Source organism: Streptomyces sp. NPDC002513, assembly GCF_053595355.1.
This window is the reverse complement of sequence record NZ_JBSFXK010000063.1, coordinates 1-16,198: the sequence shown is the minus strand read 5'-3', so window position 1 is coordinate 16,198 and position 16,198 is coordinate 1. Positions and strand designations below refer to the sequence as shown.

General features: G+C 70.8%; 12 protein-coding genes. 4 read left to right on the top strand and 8 right to left on the bottom strand.

Annotated features, from left to right (window positions below; translation table 11 throughout):
* Positions 1-801: 801 nt before the first annotated feature.
* From ACWD5Q_RS29420 to ACWD5Q_RS29410, 3 genes are all read right to left on the bottom strand, one after another.
* Entirely contained in the window at positions 802-1,632 is an 831-nt protein-coding gene (locus ACWD5Q_RS29420; RefSeq protein WP_451430099.1) for an aldo/keto reductase, read from the bottom strand.
* Between the two features lie 91 nt (positions 1,633-1,723).
* Positions 1,724-2,029: a hypothetical protein gene (locus tag ACWD5Q_RS29415; protein ID WP_451430098.1), complete on the bottom strand. Its 306-nt coding sequence runs from the start codon at positions 2,027-2,029 to the stop codon at positions 1,724-1,726.
* Between the two features lie 16 nt (positions 2,030-2,045).
* Complete coding sequence (locus ACWD5Q_RS29410; protein WP_451430097.1) at positions 2,046-3,755, bottom strand: sodium:solute symporter family protein; 1,710 nt, start codon at positions 3,753-3,755, stop codon at positions 2,046-2,048.
* A gap of 279 nt (positions 3,756-4,034) precedes the next feature.
* Here ACWD5Q_RS29410 and ACWD5Q_RS29405 point away from each other — a divergent pair, with 279 nt between their 5' ends.
* Both ACWD5Q_RS29405 and ACWD5Q_RS29400 read left to right on the top strand, forming a co-directional pair.
* Positions 4,035-5,237 (top strand): ROK family protein, encoded by a 1,203-nt coding sequence (locus ACWD5Q_RS29405; RefSeq protein WP_451430096.1) that lies wholly within the window; start codon positions 4,035-4,037, stop codon positions 5,235-5,237.
* A gap of 99 nt (positions 5,238-5,336) precedes the next feature.
* Positions 5,337-6,632, top strand: coding sequence for a DUF1479 domain-containing protein (locus ACWD5Q_RS29400; protein WP_451430095.1), 1,296 nt, complete (start codon positions 5,337-5,339; stop codon positions 6,630-6,632).
* A 556-nt stretch (positions 6,633-7,188) separates the two neighbouring features.
* Here ACWD5Q_RS29400 and exaC read toward each other — a convergent pair.
* From exaC to xylB, 5 genes are all read right to left on the bottom strand, one after another.
* Positions 7,189-8,712 (bottom strand): acetaldehyde dehydrogenase ExaC, encoded by a 1,524-nt coding sequence (exaC, locus tag ACWD5Q_RS29395; RefSeq protein ID WP_451430094.1) that lies wholly within the window; start codon positions 8,710-8,712, stop codon positions 7,189-7,191.
* A gap of 198 nt (positions 8,713-8,910) precedes the next feature.
* Entirely contained in the window at positions 8,911-10,227 is a 1,317-nt protein-coding gene (locus ACWD5Q_RS29390) for a GAF domain-containing protein (protein ID WP_451430093.1), read from the bottom strand.
* A 126-nt stretch (positions 10,228-10,353) separates the two neighbouring features.
* A complete protein-coding gene (locus tag ACWD5Q_RS29385; RefSeq protein ID WP_451430092.1) occupies positions 10,354-10,968 on the bottom strand; it encodes an N-acetylmuramoyl-L-alanine amidase in 615 nt (204 codons plus the stop codon).
* A gap of 397 nt (positions 10,969-11,365) precedes the next feature.
* Complete coding sequence (locus ACWD5Q_RS29380) at positions 11,366-12,571, bottom strand: ROK family protein (protein ID WP_451430091.1); 1,206 nt, start codon at positions 12,569-12,571, stop codon at positions 11,366-11,368.
* 16 nt (positions 12,572-12,587) lie between these two features.
* The gene (gene xylB, locus ACWD5Q_RS29375) at positions 12,588-14,033 is read right to left on the bottom strand and encodes a xylulokinase (protein ID WP_451430090.1); all 1,446 of its coding nucleotides are present in this window, start codon (positions 14,031-14,033) and stop codon (positions 12,588-12,590) included.
* A 197-nt stretch (positions 14,034-14,230) separates the two neighbouring features.
* Here xylB and xylA point away from each other — a divergent pair, with 197 nt between their 5' ends.
* Together xylA and ACWD5Q_RS29365 are read left to right on the top strand one after the other, a co-directional pair.
* Positions 14,231-15,397 (top strand): xylose isomerase, encoded by a 1,167-nt coding sequence (gene xylA / locus ACWD5Q_RS29370; RefSeq protein WP_451430089.1) that lies wholly within the window; start codon positions 14,231-14,233, stop codon positions 15,395-15,397.
* A gap of 238 nt (positions 15,398-15,635) precedes the next feature.
* On the top strand, positions 15,636-15,818 hold the full coding sequence (locus ACWD5Q_RS29365; protein WP_451430088.1) for a hypothetical protein: 183 nt from the start codon (positions 15,636-15,638) through the stop codon (positions 15,816-15,818).
* Positions 15,819-16,198 lie beyond the last annotated feature (380 nt).

The following is a 16,198-nucleotide window of genomic DNA, read 5'->3' as shown; positions in this document are numbered from 1 at the left end:
CGCGTTCACCGCGATGCTGCCGTTCATGAACACCACGCTGCCTCGGCCGACGAAGTCGGAGGGCGACATCCTGACCGAGTGCGTGTGCGTGCGTTGGGTGGTGATGATGGGACCGTCCCCAAGGAGGCGGCACTTCCAGATCGACGTCGCACCCGGCAACTCCGTGCTGAGGAGGGCCTACCCGGACCGCCGAACGGACCCGCGCGACGTTCTACGACGCGTTGCGCGGGGTGGACCCTGCGACCGGCGCGCACCCCCGCAGCGGCGCGCCTGGCCTGTGCTTGTCATGGGCCGCCGTTCAGCAGCCCGATCGTCCAGGCCACCCTCCTCAGCGGCCTGCTGGCATACCCCAATGCGGAGAGTTCTGCATCGACGCCATGAAGGACGAGGTTGATCATGCCTCGATCACTGATCGTTCCGCAGCCTTCCTGCTCGACCGCGGCCTGGAGTGCGTGGCCGCGACGCCCGGGGTGACGATGGCCACGGTCACAGCAGTCCCGCTCGACCCGGACTGTCCCGGGCCCCGGCCACGACTGGTGATGTGCGGGCCTGCGGTGTGTCACAAGGAGTGGTCCGCGCGGAAGGCGTGCGAGTGGGCGTCGTCTCAGGTGCGCCGCTCCTTGTATTCGATGGGGCCACGACCAGGGTGTGCCGCTCGGAGGACCGGGTGCAGCACGTACGACTGGTCGCGGCACACCCGCGCGCACCGACGTCGTACTTCTACGACCGGCCCCCCGCGGCAGAAGCGGGCTGACCGACACCGGGGCCCTGCCCGCACGTATTCCGGCCCCGGCTTGCCGCTCAGAACTCCTCGTGAGTGTCCGGATCGCCGCCGGTCCGGCCGCGGGCCAGGGCCGAGAGTGCCGCGACCTCGGTCTCGGTCAGGGTGAAGCGGAAGAGGGCGAGATTGGCACGTTGGCGGGCCGGTGAGGCGGACTTGGGGATCGGCAGGGCGTCGAGCTGGAGGTGCCAGCGCAGGACCACCTGGGCCGGGGTCACGCCGTGGCGGTGGGCAGCCTCCAGGACGACGGGCTCGGTGAGGAGCTCGTTGCCCCGGCCCAGGGGGCTCCAGCTCTGGGTGGCGACACCGCGGGCGACGTGGGCCGCGCGCTGCTCGGGCTGGGGGAAGTAGGGGTGCATCTCGATCTGGTTGACCGAGGGCATGACACCGGTCTCCTCGTACAGCCGGTCAATCTGTCGAGGAGTGAAATTGCTGACCCCGAGGGAACGGATCAGCCCTTCCTCGCGTAGGTCGATCATGGCCCGCCAGGAGTCGGTGTACCTGTCCAGGCGGGGCAGCGGCCAGTGGATGAGGTAAAGGTCGACGTAGTCCACGCCGAGCCGCGCGGCGGACTCGGCGTACGCCCGGCGGGTCTCGTCGTAGCCGTGCGCGCTCCCGCGCAGCTTGGTGGTGACGAACACCTCCGCGCGCGGCAGACCGCAGGCCGCGATCGCGCGGCCCACGGCGACCTCGTTGCCGTAGCTGGCGGCGGTGTCGATCAGGCGGTAGCCGACGTCGAGCGCACCGCGTACCGCGGCCTCCGCGTCGGTCTCCTCCAGTGGATAGGTGCCGAAGCCGACGACGGGCATCGGCACGCCGTCGGAGAGGATGCGAGTGGGGGCCGTGGCCATGGGAATCCTCGGTCTCGAATGGGGGTACGTCGGTACGCCGACGTGTCCGCCCGGCGCCGGGTACGGCTCGCCGGGCGGACACGCCGGGGGTTCAGCCGGTCTGGGCCAGAGCGGTGTCGCGGGTTTCCGGGGCCGGTTCGGCCGGGGGCACCGACACCGGCCGCAGCAGCGCCCACGCGCCGAAGGCGGCCGCGAAGGCGAGCATCCCGAGCCCGCACCAGAGGTTGACGTTCCAGCCTCCGGCCTTGCGGAGCTCCGCGGGCGTCTCTCCGGCCGCACCCATCACGGTGAGCACGGTTCCGTAGATCCCGAACAGAGCGGCGATGATGGTGCGCAGGTCGAACAGTGCCTGCGCCCTCTGCGAGGGCATGGTCCGCGGTGGTTGGTTCTCGGACATGGAAGGTCTCCGCTTCTCACCAGAAGGCGATGTTCAGGGCGGTGGCGAGGGCCAGGACGCCGGCGGCGAGGACGGCGGGTCTGCGGTACCAGCCGGCGTCTTCCCCGGTCGCCTCGTGTACACGGTCGCTGCGTGGGGTCAACGACCAGACCAGGCCCTTCAGTTCGGCGTCGGTCTTGGGACGGGTGACCAGGGAGACGACGACGCTCAGCAGGACGTCGACCACGAAGGCGGCGATCGCGCCGAGGAAGCTGGCGCCCTGACCGGAGACGTGCAGGACCCCGGTCCGGTTGAGCATGTCGATGGTGACCGCGGACGCGGTGCCGGCGATGAGACCGATACCACCGGCCGCCGGGGTCATGCGCTTCCAGAACATGCCCAGGATGAAGGTGGCGAACAGCGGCGCGTTGAAGAAGCCGAAGAGCGTCTGCAGGTAGTCCATGATGTTGCCGAAGTTCCCGGCGATGAACGCCGTGCCGATCGCCACCAGGCAGCCGACCACGGTGAGTACGCGGCCCGTGCGCAGGTAGTACTCGTCCGGCCTGTCCTTCTTCACGTAGGTCTGCCAGATGTCGTAGGTGACGACCGTGTTGAAGGAGCTGACGTTGGCCGCCATACCGGCCATGAAGGCGGCGAGCAGACCGGCGATGGCGATGCCGAGCATCCCGTTGGGCAGGAGGTCGCGCATCAGCAGCTCGATGGAGTTGTTGAAGGAAACCCCGCCCAGGCTCTGCACCGAGGGGTCCGCGGCGTTGGCGGCCTTGAGGGCGGCCAGCTGCGGGGAGAGCACGGCGGCGACCATGCCCGGGATCATGATCAGCAGGATGAGCAGCGTCTTCGGATAGGCGCCGATCAGCGGGGTACGGCGGGCCGCGGACATGCTCCTCGCCGAGAGTGCGCGCTGCACCTCGGTGAAGTTGGTCGTCCAGTAACCGAAGGAGAGCACGAAGCCGAGGCCGAAGACGATGCCGAGCACGGAGAGCGTGGAGTCGCCGATGCCGGTCAGGTTGGTGCCGGGCCAGGAGTGCAGCTGCAGCGCGGCGTCGCCGCTGGTTCCGTCGATCTTGTCGACCAGTCCGCTCCATCCGCCGACCCGGTGCAGCCCGACGAGGGTGAGGGGCAGCAGCAGCGCCAGGATGACGAAGAACTGCATGACCTCGTTGTAGATCGCCGCCGACAGCCCGCCGAGCAGGGTGTAGACGAGGACGATCGCCCCCGCGGCGAGAATCGACAGCCAGGAGGGCCAGCCCAGCAGCAGGTTCACGACGGTGGACAGTGCGTAGAGGTTCACGCCGGCGATGAGTACCTGGGCGAGCGCGAAGCTGACGGAGTTGACCAGGTGGGCGAAGCGGCCGAAGCGGCGCAGCAGGAACTCGGGGACGCTGCGGACCTTGGAGCCGTAGTAGAACGGCATCATGACCAGGCCGAGGAAGACCATGGCCGGGATGGCGCCGATCCAGTAGTAGTGCACCGAGGGCAGGCCGTACTGCGCGCCGTCGGCCGTCATGCCGAGGATCTCGACGGCCGCCAGGTTGGCGGAGATGAAGGCCAGTCCGGTGACCCAGGCCGGCATGGAGCGGCCGGAGAGGAAGAAGTCCAGGCTGGAGGCGACCTTGCGGCGGGCGAGGACGCCGATCCCCAGGACGAAGGCGAAGTAGACCGCGATCAGCACGTAGTCGATCGGCTGGGCGTTCAGGCGCAGATTCGCGTCAGCGAGTGTGAGCACGGCTCGCACCTCCCACCCCTGCGGCGAGACGCGGGGGCGTCGTGCCCGTCGATCGTCTCGGCGGTGGTCCGGCGGGGCCCGGCGGCGCTGCCGGGGCCGGTACGGCTTCGATCATGTTGGCGTCCCTATTCTCCGGGGGTGCGTTGGGCCGCTCGCCCGGAAGACAGTGCGGGTGGTCGGAAAGACGCCCACTGTGATCAAATCACTAGTTAGGAAGGGGTCCTGACCAAAGAATTCGCGTTAACGTAACAGCGGCTACCGACGGCCGCAAGGGGTGAGATGGAAATCCGTAAGGGGCTCGGTCTGCAGGCATTGCCGAGCATGACGCTGCTGCGCGAGCTGACCGACCAGATCGTGCTGGACACCGTGTTCGAACAGGCGCCCATCACCCGGGCGGAGATCGCGCAGCACACCGGTATCTCGAAGACCACGGTCTCCGAGGCGGTGCGCCGCCTGGGGGCGGCCGGCCTGCTGCTGCCCGCGGGGGAGCAGCGTGGCCGGCAGGGCAGGGTCGGGACGTACTACAAGGTGGCGCCGAGTGCCGGTTTCGTGGTGGCGGTCGACCTCAACCCCACCCTGATCCGGGTCTGCGCGGCCGACCTGTTCGGCCGGCCCTTCCTGGAGACCGCGCACGCGCCGGTGCGGCCGCGCGAGCCGGTCCGGGTCGCGGAGCAGTTGCGTGAGCTGGTGGCTGACGCGATCACCGCGGGCGTCCCTGGCCACGGCAAGCCGCTCGCGGTCGCGGTCTCGGTGGCGAACCCGGTCGACCCCGCGACCTCGCGCGTCGTCGTGCTGGACGACACGCCCTACCCGGAGGGCCTGTTCCAGCCGCAGGAGGCACTGGACGGGCTGGCCGACGTGCCGGTCCTGGTGGAGAACGACGTCAACCTCGCCGCGGTGGCCGAGCGCTGGCACGGTGCCGCCCGCACGGCGGCCAGCTTCGCCTACGTCTACGTCGGTACGGGTATGGGCATGGGGCTGGTGATCGGCGACCAGTTGATCCGCGGTGCCCGGGGGGTCGCCGGGGAGATCGGTTACCTCAGCGTCAGTGTGCAGCCGCCCGGACCCCGTCACGGCCGCCACGGCCTCGCCAGGGCCGTCGCCGCCGGGTTTCCCCCGCGCCGCGAGCGGGGCGGCGACCAGGTCGGGGTCGAGGCCGCCCGCCAGGTCTTCGACCGCGCGGCGACGGGCGACATCGAGGCCGGGCGCATCGTGGAGCGGGAGGGCCGCATCATCGGCGAGGCGATCGCCGCGGTCTGTGCGGTGGTGGACCCGGAACTGGTGCTGCTGGGCGGGCCCATCGGGCTGCACCCGGCCCTGCTGGAGCCGGTTCGCGCCACGGTCCACGACCTCGCGCCGCTGACCCCGCCGATCGAGGTGGGCACGCTGGGTGACGCCGCGGTGGTGCGCGGCGCGCTCGCCCTGGCGTTGCGGCGGGCGCGCACCGACCTGTGGGCGGGGGCCGGTCGTCCGTCCGTCTGACCGGCGCGCCGGGCTTTAGTCAGGAGCCTTGTCTAAACATGGGTCGCTAGTTACGGTGACGTCAATAAGCTAGGACTCCTGACCAAAGGGGGATGCGCCATGTCCACCATCAACGATCGACGTCACGCCCTGCCCGCCCTGCCGAACTGGCAGAGCACCCCCGAAGACCTGCCGAAGGCCATTCGCGAGATCAAGGCGGCGCTGCGCGCCCGGATCGCGGCCTCGGGACGCACCGTCGAGGAGGTCTTCGCGGTCGTGGAACGGCGGGTCGCCGCCCGGATCGCCGAGATCGAAGCGGACCGGGAGCGCGGCGAGGAGGTGTGGCCGGTCATCGACTACGCCGACATCGCCTCGGGTGGCGTTTCCGCCGAGGAGCTCGACAAGCTGAGGCGGCGCGGCTGCCTCGTCGTGCGCGGCCACTTCCCGCGCGAGCAGGCCCGCGCCTGGGACTCCGGCATCGTCGACTACGTCGAGCGGAACGAATTCTTCGAGAACTACTCCGGCCCCGGTGACGACTTCTTCGGCAGCGTCGGCTCCAAGCCGGAGATCTACCCCATCTACTGGTCCCAGGCCCAGATGGAAGCGCGCCAGAGCGAGCGGATGGCCAACGTCCAGCGGTTCCTCAACGCGCTGTGGTGGCACGAGTCCGACGGCACACAGTGGTTCGACCCTGAACGCGACGCCCTCTATCCGGACCGCATCCGCCGCCGTCCGCCGGGCACGGACTCCGGCGGCCTCGGCACCCACTGCGACCCCGGCACCCTCGACCTGTGGATGACCCGGGAGAACCAGCAGGCCTTCCGTCACCTCTTCGACGGCACCGCCGAGCAGTACGACCCCTGGGACGCCGCCTTCCGCACCACGGGCCCCCAGTACCCGGGCACCACCATGTGCTCCGCCTTCCGCACCTTCCAGGGCTGGACCGCGCTCTCCGACATGGACCACGACCAGGGCGTCCTGCACACCGTGCCCGTCCCCGAGGCCATGGCCTACCTGATGCTCCGCCCGTTGCTGTCGGACGTGCCGGAGGACGACATGTGCGGCGTCACCACCAACCAGGTCTTCCCCGCCAGCGAGAAGTGGCACCCGCTGCTCCTCAAGGCCCTCAGCGGCATCCCGGACGTCAAGGCCGGCGACTCGGTCTGGTGGCATTGCGACATGATCCACAGTGTCGCGCCGGTCACCGACCAGCAGGGCTGGGGCAACGTCATGTACATCCCCGCCGCGCCCTGGTGTCCGCGCAACGAGCACTACGCGACGAGCGTTCGGGACGCCTTCCTCACCGGCTCCAGCCCCAGCGACTTCCCCGAGGAACACTACGAACGCTCCTGGACCAGCCGCTTCAGCCCGGCCGACCTCAACGAGACAGGTCGTCGGGGACTCGGTCTGGACTGAACCGGCAGCACGCTGATCGGCGGAAGACCGGGCCCCTTGCCGGGCGCCGAGGAGTTCGAAGCTGCGCGGGGTCGGCAGGACGAAGGTCGGCCGGCGCCGCCTCCCACCCCCGTGCACCCCCAGCGTGCGAGCTGCTGGCGCGGGGGAAACGTCGACACCCGACGACGGTGATCGTCGCGATCCGGTACCGCGGGACGGGCCGAGAACTGCCGGATCGGCGCGTTCCTCGCCTGTGCCACCGGCTGCTGACGCACGCTGATCGACCGGCGGTTGGGGCGGGTTCACTGGGAGTCCATACCGTGGCGCAGGGTGTCGGGTTGATCGCGGAGCGTGGTTTCTGTGCCGGTGGTCTGGAGCACAACGATGCCTCCAGGCAGCCGACTTCAGGCTCTAGTTAGCGAGACCTTGGCCCGGAAATGCCCCGAACTGCTGGTCGGAGCTGGGATGCGGGTGGGAGATATTGGGAGTAAGAGCGCGTTTCGACTCGCTGCTTAGATGATCACCGAGAAGGGCGCCTGCCGAGCATCTTCCCTGGTCAGGCGCCCTTTTCCTGCGCCTAGAAGAAGCCCAGTTTCTTCGGCGAGTACGACACCAGGAGGTTCTTCGTCTGCTGGTAGTGCTCCAGCATCATCTTGTGGGTCTCACGGCCGATACCCGAGCCCTTGTAGCCCCCGAACGCGGCGTGTGCCGGATACGCGTGGTAGCAGTTGGTCCACACGCGGCCCGCCTGGATGGCGCGGCCCGCGCGGTATGCGGTGTTGACGTCCCGCGTCCACACGCCGGCCCCGAGCCCGTACAGTGTGTCGTTGGCGATCTTGATGGCGTCGTCGAAGTCGTGGAACGACGTCACCGACACCACCGGCCCGAAGATCTCCTCCTGGAAGATCCGCATCCGGTTGTCGCCCTCGAAGACCGTCGGCTGGACGTAGTAGCCGCCCTTCAACTCGCCGTCGTGCTCGATGCGTTCGCCGCCCGTGAGGACCCTCGCGCCCTCCTGACGGCCGATGTCCAGATACGAGAGGATCTTCTCCAACTGGTCGTTCGACGCCTGCGCGCCGATCATCGTCTCCGTGTCCAGCGGGTGCCCGGTCTTGATCAGCTCCGTGCGGGCGACGGCCGCCTCCATGAACTCGGCGTAGTGGCCGCGCTGCACCAGCGCCCGCGACGGGCACGTACACACCTCGCCCTGGTTGAGGGCGAACATCGTGAAGCCTTCCAGCGCCTTGTCGCGGAAGTCGTCGTTCGCCGACCAGATGTCGTCGAAGAAGATGTTCGGGGACTTGCCGCCGAGCTCCAGCGTCACCGGAGTGATGTTCTCGGAGGCGTACTGCATGATGAGGCGCCCTGTCGTGGTTTCCCCCGTGAACGCGACCTTGGCGACGCGCGGGCTGGAGGCCAGCGGCTTGCCCGCCTCCACGCCGAACCCGTTCACGATGTTCACCACACCCGGCGGCAGCAGGTCGGCGACGAGGCTCAGCCAGTAGTGGATGGACGCCGGGGTCTGCTCGGCCGGCTTGAGGACGACCGCGTTGCCGGCCGCCAGGGCCGGTGCGAGCTTCCACGTGGCCATGAGAATGGGGAAGTTCCAGGGAATGATCTGCGCGACCACGCCGAGCGGCTCGTGGAAGTGGTACGCCACCGTGTCGTCGTCCAGCTCGCCCAGGGAACCCTCTTGGGCCCGGATGGCGCTCGCGAAGTAGCGGAAGTGGTCGATGGCGAGCGGGATGTCCGCGGCCAGGGTCTCCCGGACGGGCTTGCCGTTCTCCCAGCTCTCGGCCACCGCGAGCTTCTCCAGATTGGCCTCCATCCGGTCGGCGATCTTCCGGAGGACGTCGGACCGCTCGGTCACCGACGTACGGCCCCAGGCAGGCGCGGCGGCGTGCGCGGCGTCCAGCGCGTGCTCCACGTCCTCGACGGTGCCCCGAGCGATCTCCGTGAACGGCTGCCCGTTGACCGGACTCGGATTCTCGAAGTACTGGCCGCGGGCCGGCGGCACATACTCGCCGCCGATGAAGTGGTCGTAGCGCGCCTGGTAGGAGACGATCGCGCCCTCGGTGCCGGGCGCTGCGTAACGGGTCATACGGGTCTGCCTCTCGGGAAAGCGCTGCCCGCCGTTGGGCAGCTCTCGGCGCGAGGCTAGGCATGCGGACGTTGCGAGTACGTTGCGTCCGGGCCGTCCCCTCGCGGTTGTCGCGGCCTTCGTCCTGTCGCGGTCTTCGAGGCCGTTGCGTGGACGGGCGGTCGGGCAGGCTGTGGGGCCGCCCCACCGCCCGGCGCCTCAGCGAGGCATCGCCGGACGCGCCCACCCCGCCGGTGCCGCCAGCTCCGACTCCAGCTCGTCGAGGCGCGCCCGTACGGTCGTCGTGGGCCGCACCGCCGCGAGCGCCTGCCAGATGTCGAGGTCGTCCGCCCCCCAGGGCGCGTGAGCCCAGCAGGCCAGCAAGTCGGGATCACGGCGGGCGATGAGCGCCCTCCGCAGCCCGTCGGCCAGCCTGCGCCGCAACAGCGCTACCGCTGGCGCCAGCGAACCCGGCAGCAACGGTCCCGGGTAGGCGGCCGCTGCCTCCGCGAGCGCTCCCGCCGCCAATCGGCGTTCCACGACCGCGACGTCGGACTCGACCGGAGCCGCCAGCCGATAGGGACGCGAGGCCAGCACGCCGGGCCCGAGTATGCGGCGCAGCCGTGCCAGCTCGGCACGCAGCGTCACCGGGGTCACCGACTCGTCCTCGTACAGCGCGCACAGCAGCTCGTCACCGCTCAATCCCTCCGGATGCCGGGCCAGCAGCACCACGATCTCGCTGTGGCGGCGACTGAGCCGGAACTGCCGGCCGCGGGTGCGCAGCCCCGCCTCATCGCGGCCCAGCGCGGTGAGCTCCATCGTGTCCGCCGGTGTCTCTGCCGGCGAGAGCAGCGCCAGTTGGGACTCGGCCGCCCGCGCCACCGCCTGGACGAACCCCAGACTGTGCGGGTGTGCGAGCCCGTCCCCGCCGGTGATGTCCAGTGCGCCGAGCACCCGCCCGGTGCGCGGATCGTGCACCGGTGCCGCCGCGCAGGTCCACGGCTGGACCCGCCGGATGAAGTGCTCGGCCGCGAACACCTGTACCGGCCGGTCAACTGCGACGGCCGTCCCCGGCGCGTTCGTCCCGACCGCCGACTCCGCCCAGCGGGCTCCCGGTACGAAGTTCATCCGGGCTGCTCGCCGTCGTGTCGCCGGGTCCCCCTCGACCCAGAGCAGCCTGCCCTGTGCGTCGCACACCGCCAGCAGATGTTCGCCGTCCGACGCGAATGGGCCCACCAGCTCGCGGATCAGCGGCATCACACGTGCCAGCGGGTGCTCTACCTGGTAGGAGCCGAGGTCGCCGCCCGTCAGTTCCACGTGTGCGGTGCCGTCCGGTCCCACGCCCGCCCGAGCGGAACGCCGCCACGAGTCGGCCACCACGGGACGCACCTTTCGGGCGACCGTGCCCGCAGCCGTGAACGTCTCGTGGGCGCGACGCAGCTCCCGCACTCGCTCGACGGGATCGGCCCCCGGCTCCAGCGCCACCCACGGATCGGTCAATGCGGCCTCCTGGGACGGCGATGCGGTCCGGGACATCGTCACTCCCGGCGGGGACGCCGACAACCGTCTCGACAGCCATCCATCCGAACGAGACCGGGGGAGCCGCCCCGGACCCGGACGCGTCCCCAGGCGCTCCGCCGGCCGACGGCGCTGCCTTCCGGGTCAGGCGAGGTGCACGAGTCTCATGTAGCGCGTCCAGTCCCAGTTCGGCCCGGGATCGGTGTGGTCCGTCCCGGGGACCTCGTAGTGGCCGATGATGTGGGCCCGGTCCTTCGGGATGCCGTACCGCGTGCAGATGGCCGCCGTGAGCCTGGCCGACTCCTCGTACAGGGCGTTCGTGAAGTATCCGGGCTGCTCCACCCACCCTTCGTGCTCGATGCCGATGCTGCGCGTGTTGTAGTCCCAGTTGCCCGCGTGCCAGGCGATGTCGTGCTCCCGGACGCACTGGGCGATGTGCCCGTCCGCCGAGCGGACGACGTAGTGTGCGGACACTTTCTTCCGCGGGTTCGTGAAGATGCTCAGGGTGTTGGTGTACGTCGCCTGCGTGACATGGATGACGACGTGGTCCAGCGGCTGGCTCGCGGGCCGGTCCGCGGCCGTGTAGTTGGCGGGGTCGGCCGAGAGCCAGACGGCGGAGGGGTGATCGACGGTTCGGGGCCGGGCGCGGGCCGGAGCCGAGGGGAGCAGTACGTAGGGAACCGCGGCGAGAACCGCGCCCTTCAGCAATCGTCGTCTGCCGGTGAATGAGTTTGCTCGCTGTGACTCGGTTCGTTCCACGAAGAGAGCGCCTTCCGTATCCGGAGTTCCGAAATGTGTCGATCTCGTGTACTCAACGCCTCGGTGCGGCCGTCGTTTCGCGCGGATCAGACAGGGATCTCGCGTTGCGTCGCGCGTGCGGCGGGCCGTGCCTCGCGCGGTGCGACCGCTACGTGTGCGGTCGCCGGTGTGGACGTGAACCGTCTCACCCGTCATGTGACCCCCCCGATTCGACTCCCGTGCAACCGCCGCCCGACGGCTGCGTCGTGTGTGCATCACGTTACGATGCCGGGCGGTCACACAGCGGGAATGCGGCGTCGTCGGTGGACAACGCCGGAACTGTGGATATCTCCGCCACCCGTGGGAGGGAACACGCGCCGACCGAGGCCTTGGGCGACAGCACCTCGGGCGGATCCCCTTACCCCCGCCCGGCCACCGCCGCCGGATCGTCGAGCACCGCCCGTACCACCGAGTGCGCGGCACCGAGCAGCGGCCCCTCGGGCCCCAGACGCGAGACCGTCACGGCACAGGCGGGGCCGGCCGTACGGCGCGTCAGCTCCCGTTCCAGCGACGGCAGCAGCCAGGGCGCGAGCGCGGCCAGCGCTCCGCCGAGCACGACGGCCTGCGGGTCCAGCAGATTCACCGCACCGGTCAGTGCGATGCCGAGCGCGGTTCCAGCGCTGCGCAGGGCTCGGCGTACCACCTGGTCATCCTGCGTGGCGCGTTCGGTCAGCAGTTCCACGCGGTCCTTGCCCGGCGACAGCCCGGCCGCGCGCAGCAGGGCCTCCTCGCCGGCGTACTGCTCCAGGCAGCCTCGCCCGCCGCACGGGCACTTGGGGCCCTCCGGGCGTACGGGCACATGCCCCAGCTCGCCCGCGAAACCGCGCGTGCCCCGCAGCAGCCGCCCGTCCACGACAACCGCACCGCCGATGCCGATCTCCGCCGAGACATGCAGAAAGTCGCGTGGAGTGTCGTCGCCCAGCCAGAGTTCCGCGAGTGAACCGAAGTTGGCCTCGTTGTCCACGGTCAAGGGCAGTTCGGACGGCAGGAGCGGGCCCAGGTCGACGTCGCGCCAGCCGAGGTTGGGGGCGCGGACCACGGTCCGGGCGTCGCGCGCCACCAGACCCGGCACCGCGATCGCCAGGCCCGCGGGCCACAGCCCTTTCCGTTCCGCCTCGGTGACGACCTGTCGCACCAGGTCGGTCAGTTCGCCGAGTACCAGCCGCGGGGGGCGGCGGTTCGATCCGTGCCGCACTGCTCGCGCCCGTATGATCCCGCGCAGATCCACCGCACACACCGCCAGGTGGTCCACCCCGATCTCGGCGCCGATCCCCGCCGGACCCTGTCCGCTGACGGCCAGGGCGGACCCCGGGCGCCCCACCCGGCCGGGACGCTCCGGCCCCAGCTCCTCGAGGAGTCCCGACCGGATCAGCTCGTCGACCAGGGTGGAGACCGCCGCCCGGGTCAGCCCGATCCGTGAGGCGACCGCGGCGCGCGACAGGGGTCCCTCGGCGTTCACGGTGTGCATGACGCGCGCCAGATTGCGGCGACGCATGCCCTGCTGGGTGTCGGGCACCCGACTGCCGGGGCTGGACGGATGGGCTTCGTGCAGCGGTGCGGTCATGCCTCCCCCGGATCCGTCAGTGCCGGTCCGGCTCCCGCTCCAGCAGCGGGGCCGCGTCGGAGAGTACCCCGGCGATCCTGGCCAGGGTCGCCTCGTCCCGCTCCACGGCCTCCAGTACCGGGCCGCTGGCGGTGCCCCAGCGTCGGGCGACGGCGGCCGGGTCCTCACCCGTCAGCAGCCCGGCGGCCTGTGCGGCGGCGCCGAGGGCGACGAGTTCCCTGGCCTCGGGCACCTGCACGGGACGCCCGGACAGCCGTCGTACGGTCTCCTGCCACGCTCGTCCCCGCGCGCCGCCGCCGATGAGCAGCAGCGGAGCCGTGCGGTCCGCGTCCGCGTCGAGCACCAGGTCGAGGGCGCCGAGCAGCGAGTGCACCGCGCCGTCGTAGGCGGCCTGGAGCAGTTGCCCGGCGGTCGTGTCGTGGCGCAGGCCGTGGAGCAGGCCCGACGCGTGCGGGAGGTCCGGGGTGCGCTCACCGTCGAGGTAGGGGAGCAGCGTCACGTCCGTGCCCGGCTCGACCGCCTCGCGGTCCAGACCCAGCAGGGTGGCGATCCGGTCGACGGCGAGCGTGCAGTTCAGGGTGCAGGCCAGCGGCAGCCAGTCGCCATGGGCGTCCGCAAAGCCCGCGACGGTGCCGGTCGGGTCCGCGGGCCGCCGCTTGGAGACGGCATACACCGTGCCGGAGGTGCCGAGGCTCAGTACCGCGGTCCCGGGCCGCAGCCCGAGGCCCAGGGCGGCCGCGGCGTTGTCACCGGTGCCCGGAGCGACCAGCGTGCCCTTGGAGAAGGGCAGATCATGGGCGTCGCGTACGGTGCCCGCCACCTCGCCGGGCCGGACCACGCGCGGCAGCAGCGCCGGGGCCAGGCCGACGCGGGCGAGGATCTCCTCGTCGTACGACTCGGTCGCGGACGCCCACCAGCCGGTGCCGGAGGCGTCACCACGGTCGGTCGTGCCCTGCCCGGTCAGACGCTCGGTCAGATAGTCGTGGGGCAGCCGCACGGCCGCCGTGGCGCGGACGGCCTCCGGCTCGTGCTCGGCCAGCCAGGCCCACTTCGTGACCGTGAAGGACGGGCCGGGCACGCTTCCCGTGCGCTCCGCCCAGACCTTGGGGCCGCCCAGTTCCTCGACCAGCCGGCGGGCTTGCGGCGCGGAGCGCACGTCGTTCCACAGCAGGGCCGGACGCACCGGGTCGCCGTGTGCGTCCAGGGTGACCAGACCGTGCTGCTGGCCGCCGATCGACACCGCGGCGGCCTCGTGGGCCGGCTCGCCGCACTGGTGCAGGGCCTCGCTCAGGGCGTCCCACCACTGGCGGGGGTCGCTCTCGCGGGCCGCCCCCGACGAGACGGTGTGCGGTGCCTGGCCGCTTGCCACCACCTGTCCGGTCGATGCGTCGACGACCAGGACCTTGGTGGACTGGGTGGATGAGTCCACTCCGACGACGAGCGGACCGTCGGCTGCTGACATCGGGCTCTCCCTTTCCGCGGCTCGCGGGATCTGGTCTGTTGGCGGGGCGTGCCGGGACCGGCGCGGTCGGTGGTCCGCTCCTGGTCACCGTACGCAGTCACCGTACGAGGACGCATCGTCTCTTCCCAGAGGTGCCCCCGCATATTAATTTGTTAAGCGCCATGACGAAATAGCCCCAGCGAGCAAGGAGCCGTGGCATGAGCTACCAGCCCACCCCCGAGGACAGGTTCACCTTCGGCCTGTGGACCGTCGGCTGGCAGGGAAGGGACCCGTTCGGCGACGCCACCCGGCGCGCCCTGGACCCGGTCGAGACGGTGCGGTGCCTCGCCGAGCTCGGGGCCTACGGCGTGACCTTCCACGACGACGACCTGATCCCCTTCGGGTCATCGGACAGCGAGCGCGAGGCGCACATCAAGCGCTTCCGCCAGGCGCTCGACACGACCGGGATGACCGTGCCGATGGCCACCACCAACCTGTTCACCCACCCTGTCTTCAAGGACGGTGCCTTCACCGCCAACGACCGGGACGTCCGCCGCTACGCGTTGCGCAAGACCATCCGCAACATCGACCTGGCGGCGGAACTCGGCGCCCGAACGTACGTGGCCTGGGGTGGCCGGGAAGGCGCCGAGTCCGGGGCGGCCAAGGACGTGCGCGTCGCCCTCGACCGCATGAAGGAGGCCTTCGACCTCCTCGGGGAGTACGTCACTTCCCAGGGGTACGACCTGCGCTTCGCCATCGAGCCCAAGCCGAACGAGCCGCGCGGCGACATCCTGCTGCCGACGGTCGGTCACGCTCTCGCCTTCATCGAGCGCCTGGAGCGCCCGGAACTGTACGGCGTCAACCCCGAGGTGGGGCACGAGCAGATGGCTGGACTCAACTTCCCGCACGGCATCGCCCAGGCCCTGTGGGCGGGCAAGCTCTTCCACATCGACCTCAACGGTCAGTCCGGCATCAAGTACGACCAGGACCTGCGCTTCGGAGCGGGCGACCTCCGCGCCGCCTTCTGGCTCGTCGACCTCCTGGAGAGCGCCGGTTACCGAGGGCCGCGCCACTTCGACTTCAAGCCGCCGCGGACCGAGGACCTCGACGGCGTGTGGGCGTCGGCGGCCGCGTGCATGCGCAACTACCTCATCCTGAAGGAGCGTGCGGCCGCCTTCCGCGCGGACCCGGAGGTCCAGGAGGCTCTGCGCGCCGCCCGGCTGGACCAGCTGGCGCAGCCGACCGCCGCGGACGGGCTGCGGGCGCTGCTCGCGGACCGCAGTGCCTTCGAGGAGTTCGACGTGGAGGCGGCCGCCGCGCGCGGAATGGCCTTCGAGTGCCTGGACCAGCTGGCCATGGACCATCTGCTCGGCGCCCGTGCATGATCGACGCGGTGTTTCGTCGCGTAGGGGACCCGCGCGCGATCGAGCGGAAGCGCCGTGGATCATCCTGCGGACCCCTGTCAGGGACACCGACCAGGCCTGCGAGGGGTGACCGGACGGGCTTCTCAGGGATGAATGAGGGGTGCGGCTCAGGGTTGTCTCAGGGGTGCGGCCGGAACCGTGCGCCGGACGCACCCGTTCTCGTAGCAGAGAGCGGCACTGGCCGCGAAGGAGGCGACACATGTCGAAGAACGCGAAGATCGCCACGGGCGGAGCGCTGGTCGGGCTTCTGCTGTTGATATGGCTCCCTTGGTGGGCCGCCCTCCTGATCATCCTGGGAGTTCCCACGGCCGCGTACCTCACCCTGGACCCCTCCCAGAGGCGCAGGCTGCGCCGTGTGACGCGCAAGGAAATCGGCCGCTGAGGGGTGAGCAGCCCGCCACCTGCCCCGCCAGTGCCCAGGAGCTGACGAGGCCGCCGCCCGCGGGCCTGCCCACGGTACGGCCCGCGGGCGGTCGCTCGCCCCGCTCCATCCACGCCGCGAGCGCGTCGAAGGCAGCCCGGTAGCAGGGCAGGATCCGCCGCAGTCGATCGGGCCCGGTCGGAGACCTATGGGCGGGGGCGCACGGGGGTCGATGGCCGTGTGGGGGCTGAGGACCCAGCTCGGGCCTTCTTGCTGCGTCCGGCCTCGCGCGCTGGCCCAGCCGCTCGGGCGGATGTGACGCCGTTCACACACCTCCCGACGAGCCCGCACCCGACGGAACCCCCCGCGGGGCAACCGAAGCGATCTTGGCCGACAATGAA

Coding starts and splice junctions, on each gene's coding strand:
- exaC (WP_451430094.1), bottom strand. CDS start 8,712: ATGACCCGTTACGCAGCGCCCGGCACCGAGGGCGCGATCGTCTCCTAC.
- ACWD5Q_RS29380 (WP_451430091.1), bottom strand. CDS start 12,571: ATGACCGCACCGCTGCACGAAGCCCATCCGTCCAGCCCCGGCAGTCGG.
- xylB (WP_451430090.1), bottom strand. CDS start 14,033: ATGTCAGCAGCCGACGGTCCGCTCGTCGTCGGAGTGGACTCATCCACC.
- ACWD5Q_RS29365 (WP_451430088.1), top strand. CDS start 15,636: ATGTCGAAGAACGCGAAGATCGCCACGGGCGGAGCGCTGGTCGGGCTT.
- ACWD5Q_RS29405 (WP_451430096.1), top strand. CDS start 4,035: ATGGAAATCCGTAAGGGGCTCGGTCTGCAGGCATTGCCGAGCATGACG.
- xylA (WP_451430089.1), top strand. CDS start 14,231: ATGAGCTACCAGCCCACCCCCGAGGACAGGTTCACCTTCGGCCTGTGG.
- ACWD5Q_RS29420 (WP_451430099.1), bottom strand. CDS start 1,632: ATGGCCACGGCCCCCACTCGCATCCTCTCCGACGGCGTGCCGATGCCC.
- ACWD5Q_RS29415 (WP_451430098.1), bottom strand. CDS start 2,029: ATGTCCGAGAACCAACCACCGCGGACCATGCCCTCGCAGAGGGCGCAG.
- ACWD5Q_RS29390 (WP_451430093.1), bottom strand. CDS start 10,227: ATGTCCCGGACCGCATCGCCGTCCCAGGAGGCCGCATTGACCGATCCG.
- ACWD5Q_RS29400 (WP_451430095.1), top strand. CDS start 5,337: ATGTCCACCATCAACGATCGACGTCACGCCCTGCCCGCCCTGCCGAAC.